A 16,586-nucleotide genomic window follows, 5' to 3' on the forward strand; every position below is an offset into this window, starting at 1 on the left:
TAAATTTAACACCATAAATATTTAAACCCATTGCTAAACTTATTTAAAACATATAAACTTGTAATTCGATTTATTCTGACGTTTTTGGTCTCATATTTTGTGATGTCTCTGGGGTATAAATTGTATTTAGATTATTCTAAAACAACCACTTTTCAACCCGATTACATTACATATTATGTAGCAAAACAATCTCAAGAATTTTTAAGTGTGATTGGTTACAATGCTAAAATTGAATTGCATGAAGGAGAAGCCTGGGTAAGACTCTTCTTTAATGGTGATTATATAGTGAGGATTATTGAAGGATGTAATGCTATAAGTGTAATTATTCTTTTTGTTGCTTTTATAGTGTCTTTTGCCTCTACTTTAAAGAATACGTTGTTATTTATTGCGGCAGGCAGTGTAATTATTTATATCGCTAACGTCTTAAGAATCGGTTTGTTAACCATAGGTTTGTATTATTATCCGAATTTAGAACATATACTACACGGGGTTGTGTTTCCACTAATTATTTACGGTATGGTGTTTATGTTGTGGGTTATTTGGATGAACTATTTTGTTAAACGAAAAAAAAATCATGCACCAGCTAAAGCGCTATAGTTTCATCCTTATACTGATTCTTGGTTTGGTGTTAATTCGGGCTTTTGAAGCCGATTTGTTTTACGATCCATTCTTAGAATTCTTTAAAAATGATTATTTGTATCTAAACACTCCTGTTTTTGATACCGTTAAATTAATAGCATTTACTACTTTAAGATATGGTTTAAATACAGTACTGTCGTTAGGTATTATTTATGTTGTTTTTAAAGATCGGGAAATCTTAACGTTTTCTGCTATGCTGTATGCTGTCGCTTATGCCATTTTAATACTCGTATTTTTATACCTGATTATTAATGCAAAGCAAAATGATTATTTCATTTTGTTTAATATCCGTCGTTTCTTAATTCAGCCCATATTACTGTTGTTATTGCTTCCCGCTTTTTATTACCAGAAGCAAATTAAAAAAGATATATAGAGAATTTACGCCATAAAAAAAACCGAAGTCCTAAGACTTCGGTTTTAATTTTATTAGATGTTTTTTATATTACATCATACCTGGCATACCACCACCCATTGGAGGCATAGCAGCAGAGTCTTCTTTAATATCGATTAATGCACACTCAGTAGTAAGAATCATTCCTGCAACCGATGCAGCATTTTCTAATGCGATACGAGTTACTTTTTTAGGATCGATAATACCAGCAGCAAGCATATCTACATATGTTTCAGACTTAGCGTCGTAACCAAAGTTTCCTGTTCCTTCTAAAACTTTAGAAACAACAACACTTCCTTCTCCACCAGCATTTTCAACAATAGTTCTTAAAGGTGCTTCGATAGCACGAGCTACAATTTGTACACCTGTACTTTCGTCAGGATTATCTGTAGCTAAGTTTTCTAAGATTGCTTTTGCTCTAACTAAAGCAACACCTCCACCAGCAACGATACCTTCTTCTACAGCAGCTCTTGTTGCATGTAAAGCATCATCTACACGGTCTTTTTTCTCTTTCATTTCAACTTCACTTGCAGCACCAACATATAGTACAGCTACACCACCTGCTAATTTAGCAAGACGTTCTTGAAGTTTTTCTTTATCGTAATCACTTGTTGTAGATTCGATTTGAGATTTAATTTGATTCACACGATTTTTAATCATGTCTTTATCTCCTGCACCATTTACAAGTGTAGTATTGTCTTTATCAATCGTGATACGTTCAGCAGTACCTAACATATCGATAGTTGTGTTTTCTAAAGTAAATCCTCTTTCTTCAGAAATAACAGTACCACCTGTTAAGATTGCGATATCTTCTAACATTGCTTTACGTCTGTCACCAAATCCTGGCGCTTTAACAGCAGCAATTTTAAGAGAACCACGTAATTTATTCACGACTAAAGTTGCAAGCGCTTCACCGTCTACATCTTCAGCAATAATTAATAAAGGCTTACCTGATTGGGCAACTGGCTCAAGTACTGGTAATAAATCCTTCATTGTAGATACCTTTTTATCGTATAATAAGATATAAGGATTGTCTAAATCAGTGATCATTTTTTCGCTGTCTGTAACGAAGTAAGGCGATAAATACCCTCTGTCAAACTGCATACCTTCAACAACATCTACATATGTATCTGTTCCTTTAGCTTCTTCTACAGTGATTACACCTTCTTTACCAACTTTTCCAAATGCTAATGCGATTAAATCACCAATAACATCATCATTGTTAGCCGAAATAGCAGCAACTTGTTTGATTTTATCTGAAGAATCTCCAACTTCTTGAGTCTGTTTTGCAAGGTCTGCAACGATAGCTTCTACAGCTTTATCGATACCACGTTTTAAATCCATTGGATTTGCACCTGCAGCAACATTTTTAAGTCCTTCTTTTACTATAGCTTGAGCTAAAACAGTAGCGGTAGTTGTACCATCTCCTGCAAGATCGTTGGTCTTAGACGCAACTTCTTTTACCATTTGCGCTCCCATGTTTTCAAGCGCATTTTCTAATTCGATTTCTTTAGCTACAGAAACACCATCTTTAGTTACTATAGGACCTCCGAAAGAACGTCCGATAATTACGTTACGACCTTTTGGTCCTAATGTTACTTTTACTGCATTTGCTAAAGCATCTACACCACGTTTTAAACCGTCGCGTGCTTCAATATCAAATTTAATATCTTTTGCCATTTTTATAATATTTTGCTGTAAGCATTAGGCCTTAGTCTATATGCTTTGGGCTTTAGTGCTTACTTTTAATTTTGTTGTGAATTTTTTTGGATTTCCGTATTATCGAAAAGGTAAAAATTAGATAATTGCCATGATGTCTTCTTCACGCATCATTAAGTAATCTGTTCCTTCTAATTTTAATTCAGAACCAGAATACTTTCCGTAAAGTACGGTATCTCCGATTTTTACAGTAAGGGGTTCATCTTTTTTACCTGTACCAACAGCAACAACGGTACCTTTGTGTTGTTTTTCTTGAGCAGAATCTGGAATAAATAATCCTGAAGCTGTTTGAGTTTCCGCAGGAAGTGGTTCTACAAGAACGCGATCTGCAAGTGGTCTGATGCTAACTTTACTCATTTTATTATATCTTTTAATTAGTTTATACTTTATGGGTAATTACCATTCGAAAATTGTGCCAATTGCAAGGGTATGACAAACTTTCAGTAATAAAAAATGCCAACTGTATAAGTTGGCATTTTAATATTATAATATATGAGTTGTTTTTGTTTACTCAGCAGCGTCTTCTGTTGGATCAACAGGTAAAGTTGCTGGTGCCGCAGGAGCAGTAGGTAATGGTTGAGACATAGATTCTGTGTCTAAAGCTTTAGATTCTAAAGTTCCTGTTCCTCTGTTTATTGCAACATTAGATAGTAAAATTAAAACTAACATTAACCCTGCTAATGTCCATGTACTTTTATCTAAAAAGTCGGTAGTTTTCTTTACACCACCAATTTGTTGAGAACCGCCTCCTCCAAAAGAAGAAGATAATCCACCTCCCTTAGGGTTTTGAACCATAATTACAACGATTAATAAAAATGCTACTACAACGATTAGGACTAAAAATATTGTAAACGTACTCATTAGGATTTCTTATTTTGTTCTTGTATTTGTTTTATTGCTTTAATTCGGTCAGCAAAGAAACCACTTTTTTCTGGATATTTCAAACTTAATATATTATAAGATTGAATTGCCTTTTTATAGTTTTTTTGTTCGACATAAATTCTAGCTAAAGTTTCCGTCATTAATGCTTCTGGTTGCAAGAAATGAGAATCGGCTAAATTTAATGGTGCTCCGGAAGATTTTTTAGGATCAATTTTCGGATTTGTGGAAATAAATTTATCAATTAATGCAAACTTTTTGGCTTGTTCAGGCGAAGGCATTTTTTCAATTTCCGGCTCTGGCTGTGTCACCTCACGTTTTATTTCGCTCGCTTCCTGTTTTGGTGAAGAAGATTCAGACTCTGTTCGGTTTACCGGAGTAAACGTAGTAAGTTTTAACCACTCGTTAAAGGAGTGCGTTTCATTATTATTGAAATCTAATGGTTTTCCTAGTTCTAATACCGTTTCGGGAGTCGATTTTTGGTCTTCCTTCTCCGTCTTTTCTTCCGCTTCTGTGTGATCTTTTAGATTGTTCTTTTTTATAGAATCTTCATTTGTAGCTTCAATAGCTTTTGAAGGTTCTTCTGTAAAATGAACAAGTTTTGCGGGTGTAATTTTTGGTTGAAACAATTCAGGGTCAAGAACACCCTCCGTTTCATCGATATGTTGTGTAAGCACATCGTCTATAGATGTTTTTTTATTTACAGAAATATCTTCAACATCGACCTCAATATCGTTTAAATGAGATGTGTTTTGTTTTATAAAATGAGAAATCTCATTTTGTACAAATGCTTTAGAAGTAATAAAGTCGAATAAAATACTGCGATCTGTGGTGTAGGCTGCAGTCGTTTTTAATTCTTGATTATAGGTAATGCTTTCCTTCTTCTTTAGTGCTTTTAAAAATAAGGCACGCGCAGGCTGAAAGTATGGAAACTCATTTAAAATAGTTTTCAAATCTTCTGCTTGTTCCGACTGTAAAGCTTCCGGATATTGTAGAATATGTGTAAAATCGGTACTTTTCATTGTTACCATTGCGCTAAAGACGCATTAAAAATATCTTGAGTTAAACGTTCGAAAATTTCATCGATAGCGGTTACTTTTTGTGTCCCGATTAATTGAGATGTTCCAGCATAATCATAAAAGAATGAAAAGCGTTTCTCGAACTCAGACTCTTCGTCTTGCTTATTGTAAAAACGGACGTTAACCGAAATGGTTAATCGGTTTTGTGCGGCCGTATTATCGGCTGTTGCTGTGGTTGGAGAAATTCTATATTCTGTAATTTCACCTTCATAAACCAAATCGCCATTAGACTTTACAAGTGATAAGTTTGTTTGATTTAAAAGTAAATCGGTTAAAGCATTTGTAAAATCTAAATCTAAACCAGGCTCTATTAAAGTAGAATTATTCTGGAAATAATTAACTTGAAATGTTTTTGTATTCGGATTTACCTTAGCTCCAGTAAAAGAATAAACTCCACAAGCAGTTGCGCTAATGGAAATTAAAAACAAAAGAAAGTAGTGTTTTAAAGCCATAATCTATAAGTCGTACTGTTTTATTTTTCTGTATAATGTGCGTTCGCTAATACCTAATTCGGAAGCCGCTAATTTACGTTTTCCTTGGTGACGTTCCAACGATTTTTTTATCAATTCTAATTCTTTGTCTTGTAAAGATAGTGTTTCTTCTTCTTGGATTTCTTCAGCAAAATGGTATTTGTCTAACGCGTTTAAATTGTTGTCTACCAAAGCTGTAGCGCTTTGTTCTGCAATTGAAAGAATTTCTAAATCGTCTTCAGCTTCGTCATATTCAGCATCCGATTCATTACCGTATATTTTCTGTATTAGCCCTTCGTTGTTCTTTTGTACATCTTTATCGTTACCGTGTTTCATTAACTCGGCAGTTAATTTTTTAAGATCACTTAAATCCGCCTTCATATCGAACAATACTTTATAAAGTATTTCGCGTTCGCTGCTGAAGTCGGATTCCGATTTGGTATTCGAAATTACAGCAGGTAAATTCGAAGTGGCATTCGGTAAGTAGCCACGTATCGTATCTCCAGTTATGGTTCTGTTTTCTTCTAGAACTGAAATTTGTTCTGCTACGTTTCTTAACTGTCGAATGTTACCATTCCATCGAAATTTTAATAATTCTAGTGTCGCTTCATCGGTTAATTTAATAGTAGGCATTTTATATTTTAAAGCGAAATCGCTTGCAAATTTTCTAAATAATAAATGAATATCTTCTGTACGGTCTCGTAATGGTGGCAGGTTGATCTCTACAGTACTTAATCTATAGTATAAATCTTCTCTAAATTTCCCTTTTTTTATAGCTTCAAACATATTTACGTTTGTCGCCGCAACTATACGCACATTTGTTTTTTGAACTTGACTCGATCCTACTTTTAAAAATTCTCCATTTTCTAATACTCGTAATAAACGTACTTGAGTGGTAAGAGGTAATTCGCCAACTTCATCTAAGAAAATCGTTCCGTTATCGGCGACTTCAAAATAACCAGAACGCGTTTGCGTTGCGCCTGTAAATGCCCCTTTTTCATGTCCGAAAAGTTCACTGTCTATGGTGCCTTCAGGAATAGCACCACAGTTTACTGCAATATATTTACCGTGTTTTCTATGAGAAAGCTGATGAATAATTTTAGGAATACTTTCTTTTCCAACCCCACTTTCTCCAGTAACCAAAACAGATATATCTGTAGGAGAAACTTGTATCGCTTTTTCTATAGCGCGATTAAGTTTTTGGTTGTTACCAATAATTCCGAAACGTTGTTTTATAGCTTGAACTGATTCCATATGGTAATTAAGTTTTTGGTCTTAGTTTTTAGTTAATTATTAAAGTGTCGTAATTATATGTTTGAAAGCGCAATGGCTTCTCCTATTAATGTTGCACTAGTGCAATCTAAGATCTTAACGGTCACAAAATCTCCAATTTTAAAATCTCCTTTAGGAAAAACGGCTACAATATTTTGAGATGTTCTTCCAGACCATTGCTGATCTGATTTTTTAGATTCTCTTTCAATTAGAACTTCTACCACCGAATTTACATAAGCTTTGGTGCGGAATTCACTGTGTTTACGCTGTAGTTGTACCACATCGTCTAGTCGTTTTTTCTTAACTTCTAAAGGAATATCATCTTCCATTTTACGTTCTGCCATTGTTCCGGGACGTTCAGAATAATAGAACATAAATCCGAAATTATACTTTACAAATTCCATAAGACTTAAGGTGTCTTGGTGGTCTTGTTCTGTTTCTGTCGGGAAGCCGGTAATGATATCCTGGCTAATAGAACAATCTGGTAGTATACGACGAATATTGTTTATTAAATCGAAATACTCTTCGCGTGTATGTAAACGATTCATCTCTTTAAGAATACGATTACTTCCACTTTGAACAGGTAAATGAATATGATTACAAATGTTTTTAAATTTCGCCATCGTCTCAATAACATCAAGGGTTAAATCTTGAGGATTAGATGTTGAAAAACGGATCCGCATTTTAGGTTGTTCCTTAGCACATATTTCTAGAAGTTTTGCAAAGTTAACAGCTGTTGCTATTTGCATGTCTGTTGCCTTGTCGAAATCTTTCTTAAGTCCGCCACCATACCATAAGTAACTATCTACATTCTGACCTAAAAGTGTGATCTCTTTAAATCCGCGACTCCATAAATCATTAATTTCTTCTAATATACTTTGTGGTTCTCGACTACGTTCACGACCACGAGTAAATGGTACAACACAGAATGTACACATGTTGTCGCAACCTCTGGTAATCGATACAAAAGCTGTTACGCCATTACTATTTAACCGCACAGGAGAAATGTCTCCATAAGTCTCTTCTTTAGAAAGAATAACATTTATCGCATCGCGACCATCTTCAACTTCTGCGAGAAGATTTGGTAAATCTTTGTAGGCATCAGGGCCAACCACAAGGTCTACAATCTTTTCTTCTTCGAGGAATTTACTTTTAAGACGTTCGGCCATACAGCCTAAAACGCCAACTTTCATTCCTGGATTAATACGTTTTATGGCATTATATTTTTCTAAACGCTTACGAATTGTTTGTTCTGCTTTGTCACGAATAGAGCAGGTGTTTACTAAAACTAAATCGGCGTCTTCTAAATTTTGAGTGGTGTTATAGCCTTCGTTATGTAATATTGAAGCTACTATTTCACTATCGCTAAAATTCATAGCGCAGCCATAGCTTTCTATAAAAAGTTTGCGTGAATTTTCTTTTTTTTGTTCTAATACAAGGGATTCTCCCTGTTTACTTTCGTCAATTGTCTTCTCCATAAGTCTCCTGAAAATAATTATCAGTCAATAAGTTTGCAAATATACAATTATAATCATGTTTATGACAAAGTGGCAGTTTAATTTTTCTTGTATTTGTGTTAAAATATACTTCCTTTATCCCAAAATTAAAAAGAGTACATATGTTTTTATCAGAATTTGGGCAAAAAGTAAATCAAGCGAAAACTTTAGATTTCGGAGCTATATTTAGTCAATCTATAGAGCTTTTTAAGAAAGTATGGCTACAAGGATTAATTACAATCTTGATATCTATTGCAGCAATTCTTCCTTTATATTGTATCGTATATATTCCTTTATTAATGATAGGTGTAGATCCTGATATAATCGGTCAAAATGAAGAATTAAATGTGTCTTTCTTAATTCTTATCGGTTTATTCTTTATTGCTTTTGCAATTGTAGCCTCGTCTTTTGGTATTGCTTTAATGTCTGCATTCTATAGAATTTGTAAACAAAAAGATTTGGGAGAGTCTGTTAAAGATGATTATTTCTATTATTTTAAAAAGGCGTATTTCTTGAAATTGATGAAGTTATCTATAGTGGGTATCGCGATTAGTGTATTGGCTAGTTTGTTATTTCTGTTACCTTTATTTTATGTCATGGTGCCTATCTCTTTTTTAACTGTCATTTTTGCTTTTAACCCAGAGGCAAGAGTTACGGATATTGTCAAGGCAAGTTTTAAATTAGGAAATAAGAAATGGTTAATTACGTTTGGATTAATGCTTGTCTGCGGGTTCCTAGCTGAAATAGTAGGTATGATGTTGTGTTTTGTTGGATTATTCGCTACGGTTTCGTTTGCGTACTTACCTTTATATATAATTTATAAAGAAGTAATTGGCTTTGAGAATTCTGAAGAAGAAGAAAGCGTTTTTATTGAAACAACTATATAATTCATAAAAAATTAATAATTAAGCTGAGTATTTTTAGGTTAAAAATCGGTGATTTTCAACCATTCATCGTACTGAATACTGATAAAATTAGGATGATGTGTCTTTTTTGCCATACATTTGCAGCACCAAAAAAATAAAAATGGCGAAGAATTTAGTAATAGTGGAGTCTCCTGCAAAGGCGAAAACGATCGAAAAATTTTTAGGTAAAGATTATAAAGTAGAATCTAGTTTTGGTCATATTGCCGATCTGCCTTCCAAGGAGTTAGGAGTAGATGTAGAAGGTGATTTTAGTCCGAAATACGAAGTATCTAGCGATAAGAAAGCAGTTGTTAAAAAACTTAGAGATTTATCTAAGAAAGCCGAGATGGTTTGGTTAGCAAGTGATGAGGATCGCGAGGGTGAAGCTATTGCTTGGCATTTAGCCGAGACTTTAAAACTAGATAAAAGCAAAACAAAACGTATCGTTTTTCACGAGATTACGAAAACCGCTATTCAAAAAGCGATTGAGAATCCGCGTGGTATAGATTATAATTTAGTCGATGCACAACAAGCCCGTCGCGTATTAGATAGAATTGTAGGTTACGAATTATCTCCAGTATTATGGCGTAAAGTAAAAGGTGGTTTATCTGCCGGCCGTGTACAATCGGTTTCTGTAAGATTAATTGTTGAACGTGAACGCGAAATTCAGGAATTTACAGCAGAAGCGTCTTATAGAATTGATGCAGAATTTTCTAATGAAGCCGGACAAACTTTTAAAGCGAAGTTGCCAAAATCGTTTGCTTCAAAAGAAGCCGCTTTTAAATTTTTAGAAAGCAATGTTTCAGCAGATTTTAAAGTTGCCGATTTAGAGAAAAAACCTGCTAAAAAATCACCAGCAGCACCATTTACAACATCAACACTTCAACAAGAAGCAGCACGTAAATTATATTTTTCAGTAAGTAAAACCATGACCATGGCGCAACGTTTATACGAAGCCGGTTTAATTACTTATATGAGAACAGATAGTGTAAATTTATCTGACGAAGCAAGAAAAGGAGCGAAAGCTGAAATTGAAAATGCTTACGGGATTAAATACGCTAAAGAACGCAAACATAAAGGGAAAGCCAAAGGTGCTCAAGAAGCGCATGAGGCCATCCGTCCTACAGATTTTGCATTACATTCTGTAGATATTGACCGCGACCAAGCCCGTTTATACGAATTGATTTGGAAACGTGCAATTGCATCACAAATGAGTGAAGCGTTGTTAGAGCGCACAAACGTTAAAATTTCTGCTTCAACACATAAAGAAATATTTTCAGCAAACGGAGAAGTTATTACTTTCGATGGATTTTTAAAAGTCTATTTAGAAGGTAACGACGACGAAGATTCTGAACAAGAAGGCATGTTACCTGCGATGAAGGTAAACGAAACACTTCTTAATGAATTTATAACTGCTACCGAACGTTATACAAGACCACCTTACAGATATACTGAAGCTTCTTTAGTTAAGAAATTAGAGGAATTAGGTATTGGTCGTCCGTCTACATACGCACCAACAATTTCTACGATTCAAAATAGAAATTATGTTGAAAAAGGTATGGTTGAAGGTGTAGAACGCGAGTATACACAAATTACTTTAAAAGCAGGATCGGTAAAAGATAAGCTACTAACAGAAAAAGTAGGATCGGATAAAGGAAAATTAGTGCCTACCGATATTGGAATGATTGTAACCGACTTTTTGGTCAATCATTTTGAAAGTATTTTAGATTACAATTTTACAGCGAAAGTAGAAGAAGATTTCGATGATATTGCTGAAGGAAAAGAGAACTGGATTAAACTTATGAAAGAGTTTTATTCTAAATTTCACCCTCAAGTTGTCGATGTTCAAGAAAATGCAGAACGTGAATCTGGCGAGCGTATTTTAGGAACAGATCCTAAAACAGGGCGTCAAGTTAGCGTGCGTTTGGGGAAATTCGGACCAATGGCTCAAATAGGAGCAGCAGAAGAAGAAGATAAAATTTTCGCAAGTTTATCTCCAGACCAGCAATTAAATACTATATCTTTTGAAGATGCTTTAGATTTATTCAAGTTACCAAAAGATCTAGGTGTTTACGAAGAACTTCCTGTTGTTGTAAATAACGGACGTTTCGGACCTTATGTTAAATTTGGAGAAGCTTATGTGTCGTTGCCTAAAGGTGTAGACGCGTTAAGTGTAGAGTTGGAAGATGCGATTGTTTTAATAAAAGAAAAGCAAGAAGCCGATGCTCCTATATATATGTACGACGATTTACCTGTACAAAAAGGAAAAGGACGTTTTGGGCCATTTATTAAATGGAACAATATGTTTATTAACGTAAACAAAAAATACGATTGGGATAATTTATCCGATGATGATATTGTAACGTTAATTGAAGAAAAAATCCAGAAAGAAATTGATAAAGTCATTCATAACTGGGAAGAAGAAGGTATTCGTGTAGAGAAGGCACGTTGGGGAAGACACAATGTTATTAAAGGTAAAATTAAAGTTGAACTAGATAAAACCGTAGACGCTACTAAAATTACTCTAGAAAAAGCAATGGCTTTAATAGAGGCTAAGACTCCAAAACGTAAAACAGCAGCGAAAAAGAAAGCTCCTGCAAAGAAAAAGGCCCCAGTAAAGAAAAAAGCTCCGGCCAAGAAAACAACTACAGCTAAAAAGAAATAATACATGCCCGACCTTAATTTTCTGGCTCCTGTACCCGAAGTTGTTTTGGCACATAACGAGTTATTGTCGCCACAAGCATTCGGACAAAAATTAAAAATACATTCTAAGCAAGACGGTATGCCTGACCTTCAAGGGGTGCATGTCGCTATAATTGGTGTTTTAGAAAATAGAAATGCCGTTAATTATATTGGCGAAGATTTCAATTTAAACGAAATCCGTAATGCTTTATATAAGTTGTATCCTGGAAGCTGGAGTACAACTATAGCAGATTTAGGAGATATATACAAAGGTGAAACTGTAGAAGACACCTATTATGCGTTGAAGGAAACAGTTTCAGAATTAGTGAAATTAAACATTATTCCTTTAGTTTTAGGCGGAAGTCAAGACCTAACTTACCCAATGTATCGCGCTTTCGATAATCTTATTCCTATGGTAAACATTGTGAATGTAGATAGTAAATTCGATTTAGGAGATTTAACGCAACCTATTAAGAGTGATAGTTTTGTGGGTAAAATTGTTTTAGAGGAACCTTATAATTTGTTTAACTATGCCGCCATCGGTTACCAAACCTATTTTAATTCGCAAGAACAAATAGATTTAATGGAAACCTTATATTTTGAGGCATACCGTTTAGGACAAGTGTCTAACGATATTACTTTGGTAGAGCCAGTTATGCGCGATGCCAATATCGTGACTGTAGATTTGGGATCTATGAAAGCTTCAGAAGTTAGTTTAAATCAAAAAGTGTCTCCGAATGGTTTAGATGGTAAAGAAATATGTGCGATTACAAGATATGCAGGTATTAGTAATAAAGTTAATGCTTTAGGTATTTTTGAATATAATCCTTCCCAAGACGATGATATTACATGTGGATTAATCTCCCAAATGATTTGGTATTTCGTAGAAGGTATAAATAATAGAGTAGATGATAGTGACTTTAAAGACGAGCATATCTATCAGAAGTTTATCACTTTAGTCGATTCAGAAGAACTTATTTTTTATAAAAGTATAAAGACTGGACGTTGGTGGATTGAGATTCCTTTTTTAAATGAAATCAATAATAAATTAAAGAGACACACGTTATTACCATGTATGCATCACGATTATTTAGATGCTTGTAATAACCAAATTCCGGAGAGATGGTATAAAGCATATCAGAAAAATTGCGTATAACGCATAATTAAATCAGATAAAATGTATTTATTATCGTTTAAACGCTTAGTTTTGCCGATAAAGCACCTATTTTTTCTTCAGAATAATTGCTTATTAAAAAATATATAAATATGTTTACACTTTTAAAATTTAGATTCCAATTAGAATCTAAAAGTTTGCTATAGATATGAGAAAAATTATTTTATTAACGGTCGTTTTAGCAGTAGTAATAGGTTGTAGTTCTGGCGACAAAGGTGAGCTTATTGGAGTTAGAGGTAAGAAATGGCACCCAGAAAAGCCTTATGGAATGGCACTTGTTCCAGGTGGCTCATTTATTATGGGTAAAGCAGACGATGATTTAGCAAATATTCAAGATGCACCGGCAAAAACAGTAACTGTTCGTGCCTTTTACATGGACGAAACCGAAATTACAAATAGTGAATACAGACAGTTTGTTGGCTGGGTTCGCGATTCTATTATTAGAACCAGACTTGCAATTTTAGCAGATGAAGTAGGAAGAACACCTGAAGATGGAGGTATTGGAGAATATGCTTTTACAGATGTCGACACTGCAAGTATGACGGTATATGAAAAATATATGCTAGATAATTATAGCGGTTTGGGACCAACAGGTAACGAAGGTAGAAAATTAAATAAGCGTGTAGATCTTATTTATGACGAAGCCGATTACCCTGATGAGTTTTATGCTGAAGTTATGGATACTATGCATATTCCTTTAGAGGAATCTTATAACGGTCAACGTACTTGGGATGTAAATAAATTTAAATTTCAATTTTCTTACTTAGATATTCAAAAGGCTGCGAAAGACAGAAATCTTAAACGTAGTGATGTCGTGATGCAAGAAGAAATTAGTGTATATCCAGATACTACAGCATGGATTAGAGATTTTGCTTATTCTTATAATGAGCCAATGCACAACGACTATTTTTGGCATGAGGCTTACGGAGAATATCCTGTGGTAGGCGTAAGTTGGAAACAAGCCAATGCTTTTTGTCAGTGGAGAACCTTATATAAGAATGCACATCAAAAAAGTATAAGCAGACAGCATGTAAACTCTTTTAGATTACCATCTGAAGCGGAGTGGGAATATGCTGCACGTGGTGGTTTACAAGCGGCAACATATCCTTGGGGAGGTCCTTACACAAAAGATGATAGAGGTTGCTTTTTAGCAAACTTTAAGCCTTTAAGAGGAGATTATGCAGCAGATCAAGCATTGTATACTGTTGAAGCAAAATCTTACGAGCCTAACGATTATAATTTATATAATATGGCTGGAAATGTCGCAGAGTGGGTAAATTCTTCTTACGACCCAGCATCTTACGAATATTCATCTACTATTAATCCAAGTGTAAACGATAATACTAACCAACGTAAAGTGGTTAGAGGAGGTTCTTGGAAGGATGTTGCCTATTTCTTACAAGTAAGTTCAAGAGATTACGAATACGCAGATTCTGCAAGAAGTTATATTGGTTTTAGAACTGTTCAAGATTATATGGGAACGGATATTACTAGTAATCGTAGATAATTTAATACCAGAGAAAAAAAAGAATATTAATCAACCAACTAGGGGGTAACCCAAAATTTAAAAATTATGGCACAGTCAAAAGCAGGTAAAAGATTTATGAATATGGCCTACGGGCTTGGGGCATCAGTAGTAATTATTGGAGCTTTATTTAAGATTACACATATAGAATTTGGGCCATTTAATGGTAATAATTTATTAATTGTTGGATTAGTTGCAGAAGCTCTTATTTTCGCTATTTCTGCATTCGAACCAGTAGATAATGAATTAGATTGGTCTAAGGTATATCCTGAATTAGCAGGAGGAACACCAACTGTAAAAAGTAAAAAGGAATTAGCAGAACCAACTGATGCGGATGGTTTATTGTCTAAGAAATTAGATAGCTTATTAAAAGATGCTAAAATCGATGCTCAATTAATGACTAGTTTAGGTTCTAGTATTAGAAACTTTGAAGGCGCAGCAAAAGGTATTGGCCCAGCTGTAGATTCAATTGCTTCTACTCAAAAGTATGGTGAAGAAATGTCTATTGCAGCTTCGCAAATGGAATCATTAAACAGTTTGTATAAAGTTCAATTGGAGAGCGCTAGTCGTCAAGTTTCAATTAACAAAGAATCTGTTGAAAATGCTCAGAAATTAAAAGAACAAATGGAATCATTAGCGTCTAACTTATCATCTTTAAATGGTGTATATGGTGGAATGCTTACAGCAATGAATAAAAAATAATTTTTAATTAGAATATAAAGTTCTAGATACTAAAAACTTAAAACCTAATTAAAAATGGCAGGAGGAAAATTGTCTGCAAGACAGAAAATGATTAATTTGATGTATTTAATCTTCATCGCGATGCTAGCGTTGAATATGTCAAAAGAAGTACTATCGGCATTTGGATCGATGAATGAAAAACTGAGTGAAAACAATCAATCAGTTACAACTAGAAATCAAGCTTTATTAGTAGATTTAGCTACAAAAGCTGACGAGAACCCTGATAAATTTAGAGTGCTTAAGCAAAAAGCAGACGAAATGGGGAGTTTAAGTAGTGAATTTAATTCATACTTAGAAGATTTAAAAGGGAAAATGACTGCTAAGTTAGAAGACCCTACAGATTACGAAACCATGGATAAAGGAGATTTCTTAGATGAACATTTCTTTAAAGGTGATGGTTACAAACCAGAAGGGGAAGAATTTTTAAATCAGATAGCTAAATTTAGAAATGGAACTATCGAGATTTTAAAATCAGATAAGAATCTAGCTCCTATAGCTGCAGACGTGGAAAGAAAATTTAATACTTCTCCAGTAAAAAATAGAGATGGTATTGAACAAGATTGGTTAGATTACAACTACAAAGGATATCCTTTAGTGGCTTCTTTAACAAAAATCACGCAGTTACAAGCAGATTTAAAAAATACAGGTTCTGAAGTTTTAAATAGTATGTTATCGGGTAGTTTAAAAGCAGATGCTTCTATGACTAACTATACGACGTTGTTAGAAACTACCAAATCGGCTTACTTTAATGGAGAAACTTTTGACGGTAATATTGTATTAGGTCGTAAAGATGGATCTACAAAACCAAACAAAGTAGAATTAACTTTAGATGGTAGACCATTAACGAAAGATCAATATACCGTAGAAGATGGTAAAGTAAAATTAAAATTTGGAACAGGAAGCGCTGGAGAACATGTTATAGCGGGTAAATTAACCTTCTTACAAGATGGTGAGTCTGTAGAGGTTCCAGTAAAATCTACTTTTGCTACAATTCCAATGCCTAATTCTGCTACTATTTCTGCAGATAAAATGAATGTAGTATACCGTGGAGTATCAAACCCAATGACTATTTCTTTTGCAGGTATTGCAGACAATAAAGTAAATGCAAGCGCACCAGGTTTAAAGAAAGGTTCTGGAGTTGGAAAATACGTTATGAATCCTGGTTCGGGAAGAGAAGTTACTATTAAAGTTAATGGTACTTTACCAAACGGAAGTGGGGTGTCGGATAACGCAACATTCAGAATCAAAGATATTCCAAGTCCTACAGGAACAATTCGTGGTGAAGATGGTAATGTGTCAATGCAACGTAGTAACTTAGAAATTGCTACTATTGGAGCTAAATTGGATGATTTCGATTTCGATTTACCTTTACAAGTAACATCTTTCAAAATTAAAATTCCTGGACAACCAACAATAACAGTTGGTGGTACAAAACTTAATAGTAAAGCAAGTGCTGCTTTACGTAAAGCAAGACGTGGAGATGGTATTACAATTTTCGATATTAAAGCTCAAATTAGCGGTAATTCGTCATACAAATTAAAAAAAGTATCTCCGATCTTAGTAGAGCTGTCTAATTAAAATCGAAAGATTTAAATAGTAAAGGTTCGCAAAATA

15 protein-coding genes are annotated in these 16,586 nt (G+C 34.3%); 8 read left to right on the top strand and 7 right to left on the bottom strand.

From position 1 onward, the window contains the following. The first annotated feature begins 30 nt into the window (after positions 1-30). Both xrtF and ACFFVB_RS10460 read left to right on the top strand, forming a co-directional pair. The gene (xrtF, locus tag ACFFVB_RS10455; protein WP_382382686.1) at positions 31-597 is read left to right on the top strand and encodes an exosortase family protein XrtF; all 567 of its coding nucleotides are present in this window, start codon (positions 31-33) and stop codon (positions 595-597) included. Next, positions 575-1,012 (top strand): exosortase F system-associated membrane protein, encoded by a 438-nt coding sequence (locus ACFFVB_RS10460; protein ID WP_382382688.1) that lies wholly within the window; start codon positions 575-577, stop codon positions 1,010-1,012. Before xrtF ends, ACFFVB_RS10460 begins: the two co-directional genes overlap by 23 nt. A 69-nt stretch (positions 1,013-1,081) precedes the next feature. On the opposite strand, the gene groL is transcribed toward ACFFVB_RS10460, so the two are convergent. From groL to miaB, 7 genes are all read right to left on the bottom strand, one after another. Next, positions 1,082-2,710 carry a chaperonin GroEL gene (gene groL / locus ACFFVB_RS10465; RefSeq protein ID WP_382382689.1) on the bottom strand — a complete coding sequence of 543 codons (1,629 nt, stop codon included), beginning with the start codon at positions 2,708-2,710 and terminating at the stop codon, positions 1,082-1,084. 117 nt (positions 2,711-2,827) lie between these two features. Next, positions 2,828-3,106, bottom strand: coding sequence for a co-chaperone GroES (locus ACFFVB_RS10470; protein WP_382382690.1), 279 nt, complete (start codon positions 3,104-3,106; stop codon positions 2,828-2,830). A 150-nt stretch (positions 3,107-3,256) separates the two neighbouring features. Continuing rightward, positions 3,257-3,610 (bottom strand): preprotein translocase subunit SecG, encoded by a 354-nt coding sequence (gene secG, locus ACFFVB_RS10475; protein WP_382382691.1) that lies wholly within the window; start codon positions 3,608-3,610, stop codon positions 3,257-3,259. Next, the gene (locus ACFFVB_RS10480; protein ID WP_382382692.1) at positions 3,610-4,650 is read right to left on the bottom strand and encodes a DUF8458 domain-containing protein; all 1,041 of its coding nucleotides are present in this window, start codon (positions 4,648-4,650) and stop codon (positions 3,610-3,612) included. Before ACFFVB_RS10480 ends, secG begins: the two co-directional genes overlap by 1 nt. Positions 4,651-4,652: 2 nt before the next feature. Beyond that, positions 4,653-5,159, bottom strand: a complete 507-nt coding sequence (locus ACFFVB_RS10485) for an LptE family protein (protein ID WP_382382693.1) — start codon at positions 5,157-5,159, stop codon at positions 4,653-4,655. Between the two features lie 3 nt (positions 5,160-5,162). Then, positions 5,163-6,431 carry a sigma 54-interacting transcriptional regulator gene (locus ACFFVB_RS10490; protein ID WP_382382695.1) on the bottom strand — a complete coding sequence of 423 codons (1,269 nt, stop codon included), beginning with the start codon at positions 6,429-6,431 and terminating at the stop codon, positions 5,163-5,165. Positions 6,432-6,484: 53 nt separating this feature from the next. Further along, positions 6,485-7,927, bottom strand: coding sequence for a tRNA (N6-isopentenyl adenosine(37)-C2)-methylthiotransferase MiaB (gene miaB / locus ACFFVB_RS10495; RefSeq protein ID WP_382382696.1), 1,443 nt, complete (start codon positions 7,925-7,927; stop codon positions 6,485-6,487). Between the two features lie 140 nt (positions 7,928-8,067). On the opposite strand from miaB, the gene ACFFVB_RS10500 reads away from it, so the two are divergent. From ACFFVB_RS10500 to porM, 6 genes are all read left to right on the top strand, one after another. Next, a complete protein-coding gene (locus tag ACFFVB_RS10500; RefSeq protein WP_382382697.1) occupies positions 8,068-8,832 on the top strand; it encodes a hypothetical protein in 765 nt (254 codons plus the stop codon). 139 nt (positions 8,833-8,971) lie between these two features. After that, positions 8,972-11,515, top strand: a complete 2,544-nt coding sequence (topA, locus tag ACFFVB_RS10505) for a type I DNA topoisomerase (RefSeq protein ID WP_382382698.1) — start codon at positions 8,972-8,974, stop codon at positions 11,513-11,515. A gap of 3 nt (positions 11,516-11,518) precedes the next feature. Next, positions 11,519-12,688, top strand: coding sequence for a formimidoylglutamase (locus ACFFVB_RS10510; RefSeq protein ID WP_382382700.1), 1,170 nt, complete (start codon positions 11,519-11,521; stop codon positions 12,686-12,688). Positions 12,689-12,854: 166 nt separating this feature from the next. After that, positions 12,855-14,213, top strand: a complete 1,359-nt coding sequence (gene porK, locus ACFFVB_RS10515) for a T9SS ring complex lipoprotein PorK/GldK (protein ID WP_382382702.1) — start codon at positions 12,855-12,857, stop codon at positions 14,211-14,213. A gap of 66 nt (positions 14,214-14,279) precedes the next feature. Further along, positions 14,280-14,933, top strand: a complete 654-nt coding sequence (gene porL, locus ACFFVB_RS10520) for a type IX secretion system motor protein PorL/GldL (RefSeq protein WP_382382703.1) — start codon at positions 14,280-14,282, stop codon at positions 14,931-14,933. 54 nt (positions 14,934-14,987) lie between these two features. Further along, positions 14,988-16,550, top strand: a complete 1,563-nt coding sequence (gene porM / locus ACFFVB_RS10525) for a type IX secretion system motor protein PorM/GldM (RefSeq protein ID WP_382382705.1) — start codon at positions 14,988-14,990, stop codon at positions 16,548-16,550. The last annotated feature ends 36 nt before the right edge of the window (positions 16,551-16,586 follow it).

This window comes from Formosa undariae (assembly GCF_042427615.1).
Lineage (GTDB): Bacteria > Bacteroidota > Bacteroidia > Flavobacteriales > Flavobacteriaceae > Formosa > Formosa undariae.

Excerpts from the sequence above, each read along its gene's own strand:
- ACFFVB_RS10490 (WP_382382695.1), bottom strand. The coding sequence starts at position 6,431 with ATGGAATCAGTTCAAGCTATAAAACAACGTTTCGGAATTATTGGTAAC.
- ACFFVB_RS10470 (WP_382382690.1), bottom strand. The coding sequence starts at position 3,106 with ATGAGTAAAGTTAGCATCAGACCACTTGCAGATCGCGTTCTTGTAGAA.
- porL (WP_382382703.1), top strand. The coding sequence starts at position 14,280 with ATGGCACAGTCAAAAGCAGGTAAAAGATTTATGAATATGGCCTACGGG.
- ACFFVB_RS10460 (WP_382382688.1), top strand. The coding sequence starts at position 575 with ATGCACCAGCTAAAGCGCTATAGTTTCATCCTTATACTGATTCTTGGT.
- ACFFVB_RS10500 (WP_382382697.1), top strand. The coding sequence starts at position 8,068 with ATGTTTTTATCAGAATTTGGGCAAAAAGTAAATCAAGCGAAAACTTTA.
- ACFFVB_RS10480 (WP_382382692.1), bottom strand. The coding sequence starts at position 4,650 with ATGAAAAGTACCGATTTTACACATATTCTACAATATCCGGAAGCTTTA.
- miaB (WP_382382696.1), bottom strand. The coding sequence starts at position 7,927 with ATGGAGAAGACAATTGACGAAAGTAAACAGGGAGAATCCCTTGTATTA.
- topA (WP_382382698.1), top strand. The coding sequence starts at position 8,972 with ATGGCGAAGAATTTAGTAATAGTGGAGTCTCCTGCAAAGGCGAAAACG.
- porK (WP_382382702.1), top strand. The coding sequence starts at position 12,855 with ATGAGAAAAATTATTTTATTAACGGTCGTTTTAGCAGTAGTAATAGGT.
- ACFFVB_RS10485 (WP_382382693.1), bottom strand. The coding sequence starts at position 5,159 with ATGGCTTTAAAACACTACTTTCTTTTGTTTTTAATTTCCATTAGCGCA.
- ACFFVB_RS10510 (WP_382382700.1), top strand. The coding sequence starts at position 11,519 with ATGCCCGACCTTAATTTTCTGGCTCCTGTACCCGAAGTTGTTTTGGCA.
- groL (WP_382382689.1), bottom strand. The coding sequence starts at position 2,710 with ATGGCAAAAGATATTAAATTTGATATTGAAGCACGCGACGGTTTAAAA.
- porM (WP_382382705.1), top strand. The coding sequence starts at position 14,988 with ATGGCAGGAGGAAAATTGTCTGCAAGACAGAAAATGATTAATTTGATG.
- secG (WP_382382691.1), bottom strand. The coding sequence starts at position 3,610 with ATGAGTACGTTTACAATATTTTTAGTCCTAATCGTTGTAGTAGCATTT.